This window comes from Herbiconiux oxytropis (genome assembly GCF_024979315.1).
Classification (GTDB): Bacteria; Actinomycetota; Actinomycetes; order Actinomycetales; family Microbacteriaceae; genus Herbiconiux; species Herbiconiux oxytropis.
Genome location: NZ_JANLCK010000004.1, coordinates 148,676 through 165,317 on the forward strand (window position 1 = coordinate 148,676; position 16,642 = coordinate 165,317).

Below are 16,642 nucleotides of genomic sequence, written 5' to 3' on the forward strand. Positions count from 1 at the left end.
GAAAGGCACTCCATGAGCACGAAGACCTTCACCATCGTCGGAGCCGGTCAGGCCGGCCTCCAGCTCGGCATCGCCCTGCTCGGAGACGGCCACGCCGTCTCCATCGTCTCCAACCGCACCCCCGTCGAGATCGCCGAGGGCAAGGTCACGTCGAGCCAGTGCATGTTCGACACCGCCCAGTCGTACGAGCGCGAGCTGGGGCTGAACTTCTGGGACGAGATCACGCCTCCGGTCGAAGGCATCGCGTTCACCGTTCCCCACCCGGCCGGCGACGGCACCAAGGCCCTCGACTGGGCAGGTCGCCTCGACGCCGTCGCCCGCTCGGTCGATCAGCGGGTGAAGATGCCGCGCTGGATCGACGAGTTCATCGCCCGCGGCGGCGAGTTCGTGATCGGAGACGCCGGTGTCGACGACCTCGAGCGCTACGCAGCGTCGAGCGACCTCGTGCTCGTGGCCGCGGGCAAGGGCGAGATCGCTCGCCTGTTCGAGCGCGACGCCGAGAAGTCGCCTTACGACGCACCGCAGCGCGCCCTCGCCCTCACCTACGTCAACGGGCTCACTCCGAGGGCCGAGCACTCCGCGGTGGCCTTCAACCTCATCCCCGGCGTCGGCGAGTACTTCGTCTTCCCCGCCCTCACCACCACGGGGCCCTGCGAGATCATGGTGTTCGAAGCCGTGCCAGGAGGCCCGATGGACCTCTGGAAGCCCGGCATGACCCCCGAGGAGCACCTCGCCACCTCGCTGCACGTGCTCGAGACGTTCGTGCCGTGGGAGGCCGAGCGCGCGCGCGATGTGACCCTGACCGACGACAACGGAGTGCTCGCCGGCCGATTCCCGCCCACGGTGCGGAGGCCCATCGCGACGCTGCCGAGCGGAGCCACCGTGCTGGGCCTCGCCGACGTCGTGGTGCTGAACGACCCCATCACCGGTCAGGGTTCGAACAACGCCAGCAAGTGCGCCGAGAGCTATCTCACGAGCATCCGCGAGGAGGCCGCCGCCGGTGGAGCGTTCGACGACGCGTTCAAGCAGGGCGCGTTCGACCGGTACTGGGAGAACGCTCAGCACGTCACGCGCTGGACGAACGCACTGCTGGCTCCGCCGCCCCCGTTCGTGCTCGAGGTGCTCGGAGCCGCCGGGCAGTTCCCGGAGATCGCGCACCGCTTCGCGAACGGATTCGACGACCCGCGCGACTACGGAACCTGGTTCCTCGACCCCGAGGGTTCGGCCACGTACGTGCGCGAGGTCGCCGAGCGGGCAGGGGTGGGCGCGTGAGCCCCGCAGAGGGCGGCATCGACGTCGAGGCCTTCAAGCGCGGCATGCAGACCCTCGCCGGCCACGTGACGGTCCTGACCGCGCGGGATGCCGACGGCAGCCCGGTCGGCATCACCGCGACGGCGGTGTGCAGCCTCACCGCCGAACCGCCGTCGCTCTTGGCGAGCATCAACCGCTCGACCTGGCTCGGCACGGTGCTCGACCGCTCCGGATCGTTCGGGGTCAACATCCTCTCGCACAAGCAGGTGCGGGTGGCCGAGGTGTTCGCGGGCATGGATCCGCACCTCACGGGATCGCGCAAGTTCGAGGCCGGCAGCTGGACCGACGGGGTCAACGGGAGCCCGTTGCTCGACGAGGCCCTCGCGGCCTTCGACTGCACCCTCGACCAGCTCGTGGAGCGCTCCACCCACCTCGTGGCCTTCGGGCTGATCTCCGAGAGCCGGGTCTCCGAGGGCCCGGCCGATCCGCTGATCTACCACCGGAGGCTCTTCGGCACGATGGCGACGGCTGCGGCGGGATAGTTCCTATTGTCCGTAGAACAGGCGCTCGAAGACCGCTCGTGAGCGTCGGGTGACACCCAGGTAGTCGTCCTCGAGGCGGGAGGCGGAGCCCGGCGGGTACTCCAGCAGGCGCGCCACCCCCTCGAGTTGGCGACGGTCGGTCGGGAGCACGTCCGAGGTCTTGTTGGTCCAGAGCGTCATGGCCGAGCGCGCACGAGAGGCGAACAGCCAGGCCTGTTCGAGCTTGCGGGCGTCGTCGTGGCCGATGAGCCCGCCCGTGTGCTCGGCGGCGAGGGCCTCGAGGGTCGAGGTGGTGCGGATGGCGGGCTGCGCGGCGGCGTGCTGCAGCTGCAGCAGCTGCACGAGCCACTCGACGTCGCTGAGCGAACCGCGGCCGAGCTTGAGGTGGCGGGCCGGATCGGCACCCTGCGGAAGCCGTTCCTTCTCCACGCGGGCCTTGATCCGCTTGACCTCGCGCACCTCGGTCTCCGAGATGGAGGCCGGGTAGCGCACGGTGTCGGCGAGGGCGTGGAAGTCGTCGATCAGGGCCTGATCGCCCGCGACCCCGTTCGCCCGCAGCAGGGCCTGCGCCTCCCAGGTGAGCGACCAGCGCGCGTAGTAGCTCGCGTAGGAGTCGAGCGAACGCACCGACGGGCCGTTCTTTCCCTCGGGCCGCAGGTCGATGTCGAGGTCGAGCGGCAGTCGGTGGTCCTCGGTGAGGCGCTTGAGCTCGTTCACGATGAACTGGGCCACCGATTGCGCCGTCTGGGCGTCGACCCGCACGGCGCGGTAGACGTAGAGCACGTCGGCGTCGCTCCCGAAGCCGAGCTCCCCGCCGCCGTACCGGCCCATGCCGATGATCGCGAACTCGATGCCGTCTCCCGACGCGGGCGCCGCCCACTGCCGGATGCTCGCGAGCGTGCCGCGGAGGTGGGAGGTCGTCACGTCGGTGAGTCCCGTGCCGAGCTCCTCGACCGTGCAGAGGCCGAGGATGGACGAGATCGCGAGCCGCAGCACTTCGCGGCGCCGCACGGTGCGGAGGGCCTGCGCCGCGGCATCCGGTGTGTCGTGCCGCGCCACGATGGCTCGGGTCTCCTCCTCGAGCAGCGCCCGGGAGCGCGGGCGCAGCTCCTCGTCGTTCTCGAGCCAGGCGGCCGCCTCCGGGATGCGCTCGAGCAGCTCCCCCACGAAGCGCGAGCCCGAGAGAACCTGCGTGAGCCGCGCCGCGGCACCGGATGAGTCGCGCAGCATGCGGAGGTACCAGTACGTCTCGCCGAGGGTGTCGGAGAGCCTGCGGAAGGCGAGCAGCCCGTAATCGGGGTCGGCGCCGTTCGCGAACCACTGCAGCATGACCGGCAGCAGCGTGCGCTGGATCGACGCGCGCCGGGAGACGCCCGAGGTCATCGCCGCGATGTGACCGAGCGCACCGGAGGGGTTCGTGAAGCCGATCGCCGCGAGCCGGGCCTCGGCCTGGGCGCTCGAGAGGGCCAGCTCGTCGGGCGAGAGCGCTGCGACGGCGGCGAGCAGCGGGCGGTAGAACAGCCGCTCGTGCAGGGTGCGCACCCGCACCTTGATCGCGTCCCAGCGCGTGATGAGCTCGCTCGCGCTGGCGGCGAGGCCGCTGCCTCTGGCGAGCACGCGCTGCTCGGTCTCCTCGCGGGGCATGAGGTGGGTGCGGCTGAGCTGACGCAGCTGCAGTCGGTGCTCGAGCAGGCGCAGGATGCGGTAGTCCTGGCCGAACTCGACCGACTCGACGCGCCCGATGTAGCCGGCGTCGGCGAGGGCCTCGAGGGCCTCGAGCGTGCCGCGCTGGCGCACGCTCTCGTCGCCCTGGCCGTGCACGAGCTGCAGCAGCTGCACGGTGAACTCGATGTCGCGGAGTCCGCCGGGACCGAGCTTCAGCTGGTACTCGACGTCGGCCGACTTGATGTGCTCGGTCACGCGCTCGCGCATGCGCTGCACCGACTCCACGAAGTTCTCCCGGGAGGCGCTCGACCACACCTGGGGGGCCACGATGCGGGTGTACTCCTCGCCGAGCGCGAGGTCGCCGGCGAGCGGGCGGGCCTTCAGCAGCGCCTGGAACTCCCAGTTCTTGGCCCAGCGGTCGTAGTAGGCGGCGTGCGACTCGAGCGAGCGCACGAGAGCGCCGGCCTTGCCCTCGGGCCGGAGGTTCGGGTCGACCTCCCAGAGGCCGGGCTCGATGCCCGCCTCGCCGATCCCGCGCATCGTGACCATCGCGAGCCGGGTGGCGATCTCGATCGCCGTGCTGGAGGGCACGATCCCGGAGTCGTCCGGCTCGCCCACGAAGATCACGTCGACGTCGCTCACGTAGTTGAGCTCGCCCGCACCGGCCTTGCCCATGCCGATGATGGCGAGCCTCGTGGCCCGCACCTGCTCCTCGGGGAACTGCCAGAGCCCGTTGCCCTTCGTGACCAGCTGGCGGCGCGCCACGGCGAGAGCGCCCTCGAGGGCGCCCGCGGCGAGGTCGGCGAGGGCTCGGGCCACGAGGCCGAGGCCGGCCACGGGGTTCGGCTGCTCGAGGTCGAACGCGGTCACCTGGGCGAGCAGCACCCGGTAGCGGATGCGCAGGGCGATCCACGCGTCCTCCCCTACGAGCGTGGACAACCCGTCGACCGCACCGACCGACTCGAGGAGCGACGCCTTCGCGGACTGCGCATCCGGAAGCGTCAGGGTCGGCTCCGCGAGAGCCGTGAGCTCGAGCGGGTGCCGGAGGAAGAAGTCGGCGAGCCCCGAGGAGGCGCCGAACACGCGGATCACCCGATCACGGAGCACCGCATCGGCGAGCGTCGCCCGCGCCACCTCCGGAGCGCGCTGCTCGATCCGGATGATGCTCGCGAGGGCCAGATCCGGATCGGCCGCGCGCGAGAACGCCGGCAGCAGGTCGTCGAGCCCCAGCTGTATCCGCTCGGCGAGAGCGCGCAGCTGCTCACCGGACCCGCCCAGATCGGCGAAGCCGGCCCGGGCGAGATCGGTGAGCGTGGTGGTGGAGCGGGGCATCGGAGCGGTCAGCGGCTCAGAGGATCTCCAGGTTGGACTCGAGCTCGTAGGGTGTGACCTGCGCGCGGTAGGCCTTCCACTCCTGCCGCTTGTTCAGCAGCACGTAGTTGAAGACCTGCTCGCCGAGCGTCTCGGCGACCAGCTCGGAGTCCTCCATGAGGCCGATCGCCCGGTCGAGCGAAGCCGGCAGCGCGTTGTAGCCGAGGGCCTTGCGCTCGGAGTCCGTGAGGCTCCACACGTTGTCCTCCGCCTCGGGCGGCAGCTCGTAGTCCTCCTCGATGCCCTTGAGACCCGCCGCGAGCAGCAGGGAGTAGGAGAGGTAGGGGTTGGCGGCGGAGTCGATCGCGCGGTACTCGATGCGCGAGGACTGGCCCTTGTTGGGCTTGTAGAGCGGAACGCGCACGAGGGCGGAGCGGTTGTTGTGGCCCCAGCAGACGAAGCTCGGAGCCTCGTCGCCGCCCCAGAGCCGCTTGTAGGAGTTCACGAACTGGTTGGTGACCGCCGTGATCTCGGGGGCGTGCTTGAGCAGCCCCGCGATGAAGTTGCGGCCGATCTTCGACAGCTGGTACTCGGCACCGGCCTCGTAGAAGGCGTTCGCGTCGCCCTCGAAGAGCGAGAGGTGCGTGTGCATGCCCGAACCGGGGTGGCCCGAGAGCGGCTTCGGCATGAACGTGGCGTAGACACCCTGCTCGATCGCGACCTCCTTGATGACCGTTCGGAAGGTCATGATGTTGTCGGCCGTCGTCAGCGCGTCGGCGTAGCGCAGGTCGATCTCGTTCTGGCCGGGGCCCGCCTCGTGGTGGCTGAACTCCACCGAGATCCCCAGGTCTTCGAGCATGCGCACCGAGCGGCGTCGGAAGTCGTGCGCCGTGCCGCCGGGCACGTTGTCGAAGTAACCGGCCGAGTCGACGGGCTCGGGGCCGCCCGGGCCGTACTGCGACGACTTGAGCAGGTAGAACTCGATCTCAGGATGCGTGTAGAACGTGAAGCCGCGATCGGCCGCCTTCGCGAGGGTGCGCTTCAGCACGTTGCGGGGGTCGGCCACGGCGGGCTGGCCGTCCGGCGTCGTGATGTCGCAGAACATCCGCGCGGTGGGGTCGATCTCGCCCCGCCAGGGCAGGATCTGGAAGGTCGTCGGGTCTGGATGCGCGAGCACGTCGGCCTCGAAGGATCGAGTCAGACCCTCGATCGCGGAGCCGTCGAAGCCGAGACCCTCGGCGAACGCGCCCTCCACCTCGGCGGGCGCGATGGCGACGGATTTCAGGGTGCCCACGACGTCTGTGAACCACAGTCGCACGAACTTGATGCCTCGCTCTTCGATCGTGCGAAGAACGAAGTCCCTTTGCTTATCCATCGGCGCAACAAACCCTCTCTCCGGCACTGGTTCATGCCGCTATCAGGCTAGTGGCTCCGCCGGGACTTCGCTGAGCGTCGGCGGGAAACCGACCCGCCTGTCGGCTAACTCGGGAGGACGACGATCCAGACGAACCAGATGATCATCGCGAGCCACACCAGGGTGGCCAGGGCGGCCAGGGCCGCGGCGGCACGGCTGCCGAGGCGCCACACGGGGATGAGCCCGAAGAACCCCACACCGAGCAGAATGCCGAGCCACGGGGTGACGGGCGGCACGCCCAGCAGGGCGAGGCCGGGCTGGCCGCTCAGAGCCGACGTGACCGTGATCCACACCGCGGCGAGGAAGGCCACTCCGGTGACCGGCGCGATGCCGCTCGCGATGAGCATGCCGATCGGCTCCCGGCGGAGGCCCTGCACCAGGAGGGCGATCAACCAGCCCACGAGCCAGAGGCCCGAGAGGGCGGCGAAGATGAGCGGCACCGTCAGCTCGAAGGCGTTGCGATCCTCCATCGCGCGCACCACGGAGTCGAAGCGGGAGGTCGGGTGCACCTCGTCGGCGGCGATCACCGCCGTGGCGTCGACGGAGGTCGTGCAGGTCGTCTCCACGGGCGTGCCGGGTGCCGCCAGCCAGGTCGCGAGCTGGTCCAGGGCGCACTCGTCGGCCGTGGCACCTGCCCGGCCGCCGGACTGGACGGTCACGACCTGGTTGTTCGGAAAGGAGGCGAGACCGGACTGCGCGGCGCCGACCGAGATGAGCGGATCGGTGTCGCTCGCGAAGATGAGGGTGGGTTGTCCCACCGCTCCCGTCACCCTGTCCTCGGGTGCGGTGGCCGGGAGCCCGAGCGCGGCGCACACCTCGTCGGTCGCCGTGAAGTACGTCAGCACCGGCAGCGGCGTGGGCTCGGCGCCCTCGACTCCCTCCTCGGCCGGCAGCACCGGGTCGGCCGACCAGTACGGCTGCTCGTCGCGGCACGACTCGATCCAGTACTGCCCCAGGTCGGTCTCGCCGAGCTGCTGCAGCACGCGCGCCACGAACGGGTTGATCGCATCCCGCTCGCCGTCGGCGAGGCGCGCGAGGAGCTCCGGCACCGCCGCGGCCGTTCCGGGGTCGTAGAGGGCCTGCTGCACGAGGGTCACGACATCCGACCCCGTGAGCGAGTAGTAGCGCTGCTTGCCCGAGTAGGGATTCGTCATCAGGCCGCCGACAGGGTCATCGCTGAAGAGCCCGGCGGCCTCGGTCAGGTCGGCGTTCAGGTCGGGGTACTCGCCACCGGAGCGCTCGGAGAGCTTCGTCAACGAGTCCGAGAGGGCCAGGTACGCGTCGCCCTTGAGGTCGCGGTCGAGGGGGCTGAAGCCGTCGAGCACCACGGCATCCACGCCTGCGGCGTCGCGGGCGGCCACGAGCTGCATGACCTTCGTCGACCAGCCGTCGCCGTACAGGGTCCAGACCGGGTAGCCGAGTGCCAGCCGCAGGTCGATCACGTCGTTCGCGTGGGCGATCCTGTAGTAGGAGTTGACGGTGCCGGTCTCGCTGAAAGCGGTGACGCAGTCCTTCATGGCGGCGATCACCTCGGTCATCTCCTCGGACGGCGTGTCGTCGGTGGTGAAGGTGTTCACGTACGCGGCCGATGCGGCCGGGCACTCCAGCGGATCGCTCGAGTCGAGCCCGCCGCGCTGAGCGAGCACGACGATGTCGCGGGTCGAGCCGATCCGCTCGTCTGCCGCCAGGGCCTCGGCCACGGCGGTACCCGTCTGTCCGGGGCCGGAGGGCATGGTGACCACCGGCGTGCCGGTCGCGGTTCCGGACGACGCCGGGAAGACCGTGTACGGCAGGTCGATGGTGCGCGAGGCCGGATCGGACCGGTTCTCGAGCACGGTGAGCACGCCGCAGACGGCGGTGGAGGGGAGTTCGGCGGCACAGTCCTGTTCGGCGACCGTGGCCGCCTCGGCTGCACTCGCCGGCAGCAGCACGGTGCTCCCGGCCAGCACCAGGGCGCCCACGGTGGCGCCCAGCACGAACTGCGCAATAGATCGACGGCCCACGTCTTCCTCTCGGCCCGGGGTCTGGAATTCACGCATTCGGGTTACGCGCCCCCAACCTAACGCATCACCCGCCCCCGGCCGCGGAACTAGACTGTCGACATGCCTGAGCTGACGTCGTCGTCCGAGAAACCCGTCGCGAAGCGAGTCAGGACCCGTCACTTCCAGACCGCGAAGGATGCGGGCATCCTCATCACGGGCCTCACCAGCTACGACATGCTCTCGGCGCAGATCTTCGACGAGGCCGGGATCGACTTCCTGCTCGTGGGCGACTCGGCGGGCAACAACGTGCTGGGCTACGACACCACCGTCCCCGTGACCGTCGACGAGCTGATCCCGCTCGCCCGTGGTGTCGCGGGTGCCGTGAAGCGCGCCTTCGTGGTGGCCGACATGCCGTTCGGCTCCTACGAGAACAGCGCAGAGGAGGCCCTGCACACGGCCGTGCGCTTCATGAAGGAGTCCCGCGCCCATGCCGTCAAGCTCGAAGGCGGCGTGCGCAGCGCCGACAAGATCCGTCGGATCGTCGATGCCGGCATCCCGGTCATGGCCCACATCGGCTTCACCCCGCAGAGCGAGCACGGTCTCGGCGGGCACATCATCCAGGGGCGCGGTGAGGGGGAGGCGGCTCTCATCGCCGACGCGCTGGCCGTCGAGGAGGCCGGTGCCTTCGCCGTCGTGCTCGAGATGGTCCCCGCCGAGGCGGCCGGGCGCGTCACCGAGGCGCTGCGCATCCCCACCATCGGAGTCGGCGCAGGCCCGCACGTCGACGGACAGTTGCTCGTCTGGACCGACTTCGCCGGCTTCTCCACCGGGCGCATCCCCAAGTTCGTCAAGCAGTACGCCGATCTCAGGGGCGTGCTGACGGATGCGGTGACCCGCTTCCGCGACGACGTCGCCGAGCGCAGCTACCCCGGCCCCGAGCACAGCTACGACTGACCGACCTGCACGACCCACCACCCCACCATCCACGGAGGAATGATGAGCGACGACCCGTCGACCCAGTACTGGTACAACATGAAGACCGGAGAGGTCGAGAAGGGCTACCAATCCTCCGTCGTCGATCGCGTCGGTCCGTTCAGCACCCACGAGGAGGCGGAGCACGCCCTCGAGAAGCTGCGCGCGAACAGTGCGAAGTGGGCCGAGGACGACGCGGCAGACGACCGCCGATGACCGCGAACACGCCGGACACGGTCGCGGTCGGGATCGACATCGGCGGAACCGGGATCAAGGGCGCCATCGTCGACGTGACGACCGGTGAGCTGCTCACCGACCGCAAGAAGCTCCCGACGCCCGAGGGCGGCGAGCCCGACGCGATCGCGAAGACGGTCCTCGATCTCGTCGACTCGCTCGGCGAGATCCCCGCCTCGGCGTCCGTCGGCGTGTGCTTCCCCGCCGTCGTGCGGAGCGGCGTGACGATGTCGGCGGCCAACGTGTCGAAGAAGTGGATCGGCTTCGAGGCCGAGAAGCTCTTCGAGAAGACGCTCGGGCGCGACATCACCTTCGTGAACGACGCGGATGCGGCGGGCTTCGGTGAGGTGCGCTACGGCGCCGCCAAGGGACGCGGCGGGCTCGTGATCGTGACGACGCTCGGCACCGGCATCGGCACCGCCCTCATCTACGACGGCGTGCTCATCCCGAACGCCGAGCTCGGCCACCTCGAGATCGAGGGTGTGGACTACGAGACGAAGGCCGCCTACTCGGCCAAGGAGCGCGAGGACCTCAGCTGGAAGAAGTGGACCGCGCGGCTCCAGAAGTACTACTCCACCGTGGAGAAGCTCCTCTCGCCCGACCTCTTCATCGTCGGCGGTGGCGTCTCGAAGCACTACGACGAGTTCCTGCCGCAGCTCGACCTGCAGACCGAGATCGTGCCCGCGACACTCCGCAACAACGCGGGCATCCTGGGGTCGGCCTGCCTGTCGACGATCCGGGCGACCGTGCTGAAGGACATCCTGCAATAGACTCGGTGAGGTGAATGGGCCGGCAGACGGTCGCGTCGTCGTGCTCAGGCACGATGCCGAGGAACGTCCGGGCTCCACAGAGCAGGGCGGTGGGTAACACCCACCCGGGGCAACCCGCGAGACAGTGCCACAGAGAACAGACCGCCACGGGCTCCGGCCCGCGGTAAGGGTGAAACGGTGGTGTAAGAGACCACCAGAGGCCGCGGTGACGCGGTCGGCTCGGTAAACCTCGCCCGGAGCAAGGTCAACAGGATGTGCCAACGCTGCTCGCTCAGCATCCGGGTAGACCGCTCGAGGGCTGCGGTGACGCAGCTCCTAGATAGATGGCCGTCACGGGGCTTCGCGCCTCGGACAGAACCCGGCGTACCGCCGGCCCATTCACCTCACAGCGGCGGCCTCAGAGGCCGGACTCCTCCGTGCGCACGAGGATGCAGTTGCTCTCGGGGTCGAACACGACCTCGTCGCCGGGCGCCGAGCGGATGGCGGCGAGATCCGACTCGGTGAGAGCCATGTTGCTGCCGAGGGAGACCCCGCGGGTCAGCAGGGCCGCCCCCACGCCGTAGCGGTCGCGCTGGCGCTCGTAGAGGGCGAGCAGATCGCTCTGGATGCCGCCGGCCACCGCCGAGCGCTCCGAGACGGCCGCGGTGAGCTGGTTGGCCAGTCGCTCCTTCTGCTCGTCGCGGGCCGCCGCGAGCAGACGCTCCTCGGTGGCGATGTCGTCGCGCCTGGCCACGATCGCCGCGAGCCGCTCCTCGATCTCCTCCATGCGCTCCATCACCGCGAGCTCGATGTCCTCGAGGTTCGAGCGCCGCACCTTGAGCGAGGCGATCTCGTGCTCGAGGCCCTGGATGTCCTTCGACGAACTCGACACCTGGAGGCGCTCCTCATCGCGCTTCGCACGCGCCGCGACCGTCTCGATGTCGCCCTCGACGCGCGCGATCTCGGCCTTCGCATCCTCGAGCTCTCCGTTGACGCCCGCCCACTCCTTGCGGGCCGCCGCGGAGTCGCGCTGGAGCTCCGCCAGCCGCGCCTCCTGCGGCAGGGATCGCAGCGCGTGCTGGAGCTGCGCGACGCGGTTGTCGGCGGCCTGGAGGTCGAGCAGCTTGCGCTGCTCGGAAGCGGGAGCCTTCATCGGGGGTCCTTCGTGTGGGGAGGGGTGGAGAGCTGGGCTGAGGGGGGCTGGGCTCTGGCGGTCACTGCGTGACCACGAAATCCCAGGGGTCGGTGCGGAGGTCGCTGACGGTGAACTCGACGCCCGGCAGCGCTTCGGCGAGAGCAAGGGCCGCGCCGTCGAGCCACAGCCACTCGCTCGCCCAGTGCGAGACGTCGATGAGGGCGGGGCCGCCTGCGTGCAGGCTCTGCTCGCGCGACTCGGAGGCGGGGTGGTGGCGGAGGTCGGAGGTGATGTAGAGGTCGGCCGCGCGCACCGCCGGGTGCTCGAGCAGCGAGTCGCCGGCACCGCCGCAGAGGGCGATCGTGGAGACCGGCTGGTCGTACTCTCCCGACACCCGCACGCCGCCCGCGGTGGCGGGCAGGATCTCGCCGAGGGCGAGGGCCACCCTGCCGAGCGTGCTGGGGGCGGGCAGCCGGCCGACCCGGCCGAGTCCCGTCCCGGGGCGGGCGCCGGGCTCGAGGGGGGTCTGCTCCAACAGTCCGAGGCGGTTCGCGAGGGCCGAGGAGGTGCCGTCGTCGACGATGTCGGCGTTGGTGTGCGCGGCGATGAGGCCGCAACGGGCCCGGATGAGCTTCGCGAGCAAGGAGCCCTTGAACCCGGACTCGGCGATGGTGGTGACGCCCCGGAGCAGCAGCGGGTGGTGCACGAGCAGCGCGTCGCAGCCCTCGTCGACGGCCTGGTCGACCGTGGCGGCCACGGCATCGACCGCCAGCAGCACGCGCCGCACGGTGTCGTCGCCCGCGCCGGTGACGGGGCCGGGCGCATCCCACGACTCGGCGAACTCGGTCGGCCAGAGACGCTCGACGGCGGCGTGGAGATCGGAGAGCGTGGTCACCCGACCAGACTAGTCGGCGGGGAGGCCGACCACCTCGGCCGCGCGGTCCCAGAGGGCACGCTGCAACGTGGCATCCGTCGCCTGTTTCGCCGTGCGGCCGTGCGGCTTCAGCCGGTCGAAGTAGGCGCCGGAGTCGGTCGGCACGGGCGACGCCTCGGCCAGCGCGATGAGAGGCGTCGCCCCCACCTCGGCGGTGATCCCCCAGCGGCTCCCGGTGAGGGCGTTGCCGAGCTTGATGAGCGGTGAGGTGGCGCCGAAACCGGTGTTCACGGCACCCGGATGCACGGAGAAGGCCTCGATGCCGGCCGGCGCGCCGCGGCGGGCGAGCTCCTTCGTGAAGAGGATGGCGGCGAGCTTGGCAGTGCCGTACGCGCGCCAGCCGCCTCGCCAGGGATGGTGCGCGTAGTCGAGGTCGTCGATATCGATGCGGCCCCAGCGGTTGGCGACGCTCGCCGTGGTGACCACCCGCCCGCGACCCGGTTCCCCGGTGGCCGCCGCGCGCTCGAGCTCCGGCAAGAGGAGGCGGGTCAGCAGGTAGTGCGAGTAGAGGTTCGTCTGGATCGTGGCGTCGTGGCCATCGACCGTGAGGGTGCGCTCCGAGATGAGGCCGCCGGCGTTGTTGAGGAGCACGTCGATGCTGTCGGTGCGCTCCTGGAGCGCCGCGGCGAGCCCGCGCACCTCGGCGAACGAGGCGAAGTCGGCCACGAGCGCTTCGGCGCCGAGCTCGTCGGCAACGCTGCGCGTGCGTTCGGGGTTCCGGCCGACCACGATGACGCGCTCCCCCGCTTCGGCGAAGTGACGGGCGGTCACGGTGCCGATGCCCGAGCTGGCTCCGGTGATGACGATCGTGCGCTGCTGACTCATCCTCCCGAGCCTAGGCCGCATCAGGGCATCCGGGGCGTGGCCCTCCCGGGACGAGGCGGACCGGCCTACAGTGAAGAGCGCAAGGCCGCACCGCCGACGGCACGGCCGCCCCGACGGAAGGACCGCCCCATGGCACTCGAACTCGACGAGACCACCCTCGATCACCGCGACAACGTCTACACCCTCACCGGTGGCGCGCCCTCGTGGGCGATCACCCGCGACGGCGTCACCCTGGGCCACCTGGTCATCAAGTCGCCCGCCGGTGAGGAGGGCGAGCCCGTCTACGAGATCCGCACCGTAGAGGGCACGCCGGGCAACCTCTTCGGCACCGACTGGGAGCAGATCGTGAAGGCGCACCTCAACGACGCCGATCCCGCCATCGCCGCCCCCTACTCCGGCGAGTCCGGCGCCTCCCAGTAACCCACCTCACACAGCAGTCCGGCCCGGGTTCAGTGCAGGAAGCGCCGGAGGGACGTGGTGGCGCGGTTCCACAGCCGATTCTCCGGTGAGCCGAACGGATCCTCCGACACCATGTAGGTCCAGGTGGAGCCGGGGCGGAGGAACCGCAGCACCGCACCGTCGATGTCGTGCGCGGCCACCGCCTTGGCGAGGGTCGAGCCGATCCCGGATGCCACGGCTGGCAGGAAGGCCGCGAACTCCTGCTGTGCGATCTTCACGAATTCGTCGTGCGGGCTGTCTCGCCCCAGGGAGCGCAGATGGATGCCCTCCCGGGCCTCCGCGAGGAGCGCCGCGTGCCGGCACCACGACTCGTCGAGGTGGAACAGGGCCACCCGGCTGGCGAAGGCGTCGGCCGCCGACTCGCCGAACTCCCGCTCCAGCGTCTCGAGGTCGGCTGCAGATGCAGCGGTGAGCAGGATGCCGGCATCAGGTGCACGAAGGCCCTGTTCGAGCACCTCGGTGCGCAGGCGCAACACCGCCGCGCGCTGCCGTGCCGGCGTCTCGGCGAAGCGGAGGGTGGCGGCGCGCTGCTGCTCGCGCGAGACCTCGCTCATCCGCTGGGCGTGGCCGAGGATGCCGGCGGCCCGGTCGAGGCCACCGGACCGGACGGCGGCGGAGTGCTCGTCGGACACGAGCTCGAGGTTCGTCTGCACCACCGCGTCGTCGAGGCTCGCGAAGAAGCTCGTCGAACCGGGATCGCCCTGCCGGCCGGCGCGCCCGCGGAGCTGGTCGTCGAGCCGGCCGTTGTCGTAGCGCTCGGCGCCGATCACGCAGAGGCCGCCGAGCGCTGTGACCCGGTCGCGGTCGCCCTCATCGGCACCCCCGAGCCGGATGTCGGTGCCACGGCCGGCCATCTGGGTCGAGATCGTGACCCGGCCGAACTCACCCGCCCGCGCGATGATCGCTGCTTCCTCCGCGTCGTTCCTGGCATTGAGCACGGCCGTGGCCACGCCGGCACGCCCGAGGTCGTCGGCGAGCTGTTCCGACGCCGCGACACTGGCCGTGCCGACGAGCACAGGGCGGCCCGTCGCATGTTCCGAGCTGATGTGCTCGAGCAGGGCCGCGTGCTTCTCGTCGCGGGTGCGGAAGAGGCGATCGGGGTGGTCGATGCGGCGCGAGGGCAGTCGGGAGCCGATCTCGCCGGTCGTGAACCCGTAGCCCTCCGCCAGGAGCGGCGCCACGGCCAGTGCCGTGCCGCTCATGCCGCACACCGTGCGGTGGGATGTGATGAGCGCACTCACGGTGATCGAGTCCAGGACCTCGCTCACGGCGCTCGGCCGAAGGCCCTCCTTCACCTCGATGGCCTCGTGCAGCCCGTCCGGCCAGCGCTGCGCGACCGCCACCCGGCCCCGTGCAGCGCTGATCAGCTCGAGTCGACCCTCGCGCACCAGGTAGTCCACATCCCGCTGCACGAGCGCCCGGGCGTGCAGCGCGATGTTCACGGCGGTCAGGTGGTCGTGCGCGGCCGAGTCGAAGAGATTCGCCACGCCGAGTCGGCGTTCCACCTCGGTCGTGCCCGCCTCCGTGAGCGAGACGTTGAGACGATCGGTGTCGACCTCGAAGTGCTCGTGCTCCTCGAGCTCCGCCACCGCGGCCGCGATGCGCGGCGAGTCGATGCGGTGCTCGCCCTCGGCGGTGGCCGCGGCCAGCACGAGCGGGGTGCTCGCTTCGTCGATGAGAACCGCGTCGACCTCGTCGACGATCGCCACATCCGGCCGCACGAGCGGCCCCTCCGCGCGCTCGACGCGGAACCGGTCTCGGAGCGTGTCGAAACCGAGCTCCGCGGCCGACACGTACACCACGTCGGCCGCATAGGCGAGACGCCGCGACTCCTGCTCCTGGTCGGCCGAGACCCACCCGACCGTCGCGCCGAAGGCTCCGAAGAGCGGGCCCATCCACTCGGCGTCCCGACGCGCGAGGTAGTCGTTCACCGAGATCACGTGCACCCGTCGGCCCTGCAGCACGAAGCCGACGGCTGCGATCGCGCCGGCAAGCGTCTTCCCTTCTCCCGTGGCCAGCTGCACCCCGTGGCCGCCGAGCAGGGCGAGGGCCGCGATCAGCTGCGTGGAGAACGGTCGCTGTCCGAGAGTGCGCGCACTCGACTGACCGGCCACGCGGCAGAAGAGCCTCAGCTCGTCGTCGCTCCAGCGCCGCCCGCCCGCCTCCCGCAACGCGGCGACCACGGCCGCGTCGGATGATTCATCAGCGGGCGGCGTCGACGCGACGAGTCGCTCGAAACGATGGAAGCTGGCGACCCCGCCGATCCCGAGAAAGGCCCGGAGGCGGGTGAGCGAGGGCCCCGAGATGAGCATGGGTCATCTTACAACGCGACGCGCCGAGGAGTGGGCCCTACCGGGATCGAACCGATGACATCCACGGTGTAAACGTGGCGCTCTACCAGCTGAGCTAAAGGCCCCCTCGCGCCGAGGCGCCCCAAAAGCATACAGGCCTAGACTGCGGATGTGCCTCAGCAGCCCTCCGCCTCCATCCTCGCGGAGCGCGCCCAGGCCGAGCACCGGTGGCCCGCGGCGATCGGGGTCATCGCCATCCTCGTGAGCTACGCCGTGCTGCCCGACCATCTGTTCGGCGTCATCCGGTACGCGGTGGTCGCCGTGTGCGTGGCGCTGCTGGTGGCCGTGATCGTGATCAATCCGCACCGGATGGTGAAGCAGACCGCCTGGTCGCGGCGTCTCGGGCTCGTGCTGGTGCTGGTGATCGGCGCCACGAACCAGCTGCTGCTGGTGCTCCTGATCTCCCTGCTCGTGCAGAACTCCCAGGACGGCCCGACGCTGCTCCTCGCGGCTCTGCAGATCTGGGTGACCAACGTGATCGGCTTCGCGCTGCTCTACTGGGAGTTCGATCGCGGCGGCCCGGTCGTGCGCACGCAGCGCTCGCGCGGGCACCTGCCTCCCGCCGACTTCCGGTTCCCCCAGGACGAGGATCACGACGCCTCCCCCGAAGTCGCCGCCCACTCGTCGAAGTCGAGCAATTGGCTGCCCGGCTTCGTCGACTACTTCTACTTCTCGCTCTCGAACTCGATGGCATTCAGCCCCACCGACACGATGCCGCTCACGCACCGCGCCAAGCTGTTGATGGGCCTCGAGGCCTTCGCGGGGTTCGTGCTGCTCGCCCTCGTGATCGCGCGCGGCGTCAGCCTGCTCGGCTGATC

General features: G+C 70.4%; 14 protein-coding genes, 1 tRNA gene and 1 other RNA gene. 8 read left to right on the forward strand and 8 right to left on the reverse strand.

What is annotated here, in order from left to right:
- The first annotated feature begins 12 nt into the window (after positions 1-12).
- On the forward strand, positions 13-1,272 hold the full coding sequence (locus N1028_RS09180) for a styrene monooxygenase/indole monooxygenase family protein (RefSeq protein ID WP_259526798.1): 1,260 nt from the start codon (positions 13-15) through the stop codon (positions 1,270-1,272).
- Positions 1,269-1,793 carry a flavin reductase family protein gene (locus N1028_RS09185; RefSeq protein WP_259526800.1) on the forward strand — a complete coding sequence of 175 codons (525 nt, stop codon included), beginning with the start codon at positions 1,269-1,271 and terminating at the stop codon, positions 1,791-1,793. The genes N1028_RS09180 and N1028_RS09185 overlap by 4 nt, the downstream gene beginning before the upstream one ends.
- Positions 1,794-1,796: 3 nt before the next feature.
- Here the strand turns inward: N1028_RS09185 and N1028_RS09190 are convergent, their stop codons facing one another.
- From N1028_RS09190 to N1028_RS09200, 3 genes are all read right to left on the reverse strand, one after another.
- Entirely contained in the window at positions 1,797-4,790 is a 2,994-nt protein-coding gene (locus tag N1028_RS09190; RefSeq protein ID WP_259526802.1) for a bifunctional [glutamine synthetase] adenylyltransferase/[glutamine synthetase]-adenylyl-L-tyrosine phosphorylase, read from the reverse strand.
- 16 nt (positions 4,791-4,806) lie between these two features.
- Positions 4,807-6,144, reverse strand: coding sequence for a glutamine synthetase family protein (locus N1028_RS09195; protein ID WP_259526804.1), 1,338 nt, complete (start codon positions 6,142-6,144; stop codon positions 4,807-4,809).
- A 104-nt stretch (positions 6,145-6,248) separates the two neighbouring features.
- Positions 6,249-8,186, reverse strand: coding sequence for an alpha/beta hydrolase (locus N1028_RS09200; protein ID WP_259526824.1), 1,938 nt, complete (start codon positions 8,184-8,186; stop codon positions 6,249-6,251).
- A 99-nt stretch (positions 8,187-8,285) separates the two neighbouring features.
- On the opposite strand from N1028_RS09200, the gene panB reads away from it, so the two are divergent.
- From panB to rnpB, 4 genes are all read left to right on the forward strand, one after another.
- On the forward strand, positions 8,286-9,119 hold the full coding sequence (panB, locus tag N1028_RS09205; protein ID WP_259526836.1) for a 3-methyl-2-oxobutanoate hydroxymethyltransferase: 834 nt from the start codon (positions 8,286-8,288) through the stop codon (positions 9,117-9,119).
- 42 nt (positions 9,120-9,161) lie between these two features.
- Complete coding sequence (locus N1028_RS09210) at positions 9,162-9,353, forward strand: SPOR domain-containing protein (protein WP_259526838.1); 192 nt, start codon at positions 9,162-9,164, stop codon at positions 9,351-9,353.
- Positions 9,350-10,141, forward strand: coding sequence for a polyphosphate--glucose phosphotransferase (gene ppgK, locus N1028_RS09215; RefSeq protein ID WP_259526842.1), 792 nt, complete (start codon positions 9,350-9,352; stop codon positions 10,139-10,141). Before N1028_RS09210 ends, ppgK begins: the two co-directional genes overlap by 4 nt.
- A 14-nt stretch (positions 10,142-10,155) precedes the next feature.
- An RNA gene (rnpB, locus tag N1028_RS09220) (RNase P RNA component class A) lies at positions 10,156-10,523 on the forward strand.
- A 15-nt stretch (positions 10,524-10,538) separates the two neighbouring features.
- Here the strand turns inward: rnpB and N1028_RS09225 are convergent.
- The 3 genes from N1028_RS09225 to N1028_RS09235 form a co-directional block, all read right to left on the reverse strand.
- Complete coding sequence (locus tag N1028_RS09225) at positions 10,539-11,273, reverse strand: zinc ribbon domain-containing protein (RefSeq protein ID WP_259526844.1); 735 nt, start codon at positions 11,271-11,273, stop codon at positions 10,539-10,541.
- A 61-nt stretch (positions 11,274-11,334) separates the two neighbouring features.
- Positions 11,335-12,150 (reverse strand): Nif3-like dinuclear metal center hexameric protein, encoded by an 816-nt coding sequence (locus tag N1028_RS09230; protein WP_259526854.1) that lies wholly within the window; start codon positions 12,148-12,150, stop codon positions 11,335-11,337.
- Positions 12,151-12,159: 9 nt separating this feature from the next.
- Positions 12,160-13,014 carry an SDR family NAD(P)-dependent oxidoreductase gene (locus N1028_RS09235; protein WP_259526862.1) on the reverse strand — a complete coding sequence of 285 codons (855 nt, stop codon included), beginning with the start codon at positions 13,012-13,014 and terminating at the stop codon, positions 12,160-12,162.
- Between the two features lie 129 nt (positions 13,015-13,143).
- On the opposite strand from N1028_RS09235, the gene N1028_RS09240 reads away from it, so the two are divergent.
- Positions 13,144-13,434, forward strand: coding sequence for a hypothetical protein (locus tag N1028_RS09240; RefSeq protein ID WP_259526870.1), 291 nt, complete (start codon positions 13,144-13,146; stop codon positions 13,432-13,434).
- Positions 13,435-13,463: 29 nt separating this feature from the next.
- Here the strand turns inward: N1028_RS09240 and secA2 are convergent, their stop codons facing one another.
- A complete protein-coding gene (gene secA2 / locus N1028_RS09245; protein WP_259526879.1) occupies positions 13,464-15,785 on the reverse strand; it encodes an accessory Sec system translocase SecA2 in 2,322 nt (773 codons plus the stop codon).
- 31 nt (positions 15,786-15,816) lie between these two features.
- Positions 15,817-15,889, reverse strand: a tRNA-Val gene (locus N1028_RS09250).
- 46 nt (positions 15,890-15,935) lie between these two features.
- On the opposite strand from N1028_RS09250, the gene N1028_RS09255 reads away from it, so the two are divergent.
- Positions 15,936-16,640, forward strand: a complete 705-nt coding sequence (locus N1028_RS09255; protein WP_259526881.1) for a hypothetical protein — start codon at positions 15,936-15,938, stop codon at positions 16,638-16,640.
- Positions 16,641-16,642 lie beyond the last annotated feature (2 nt).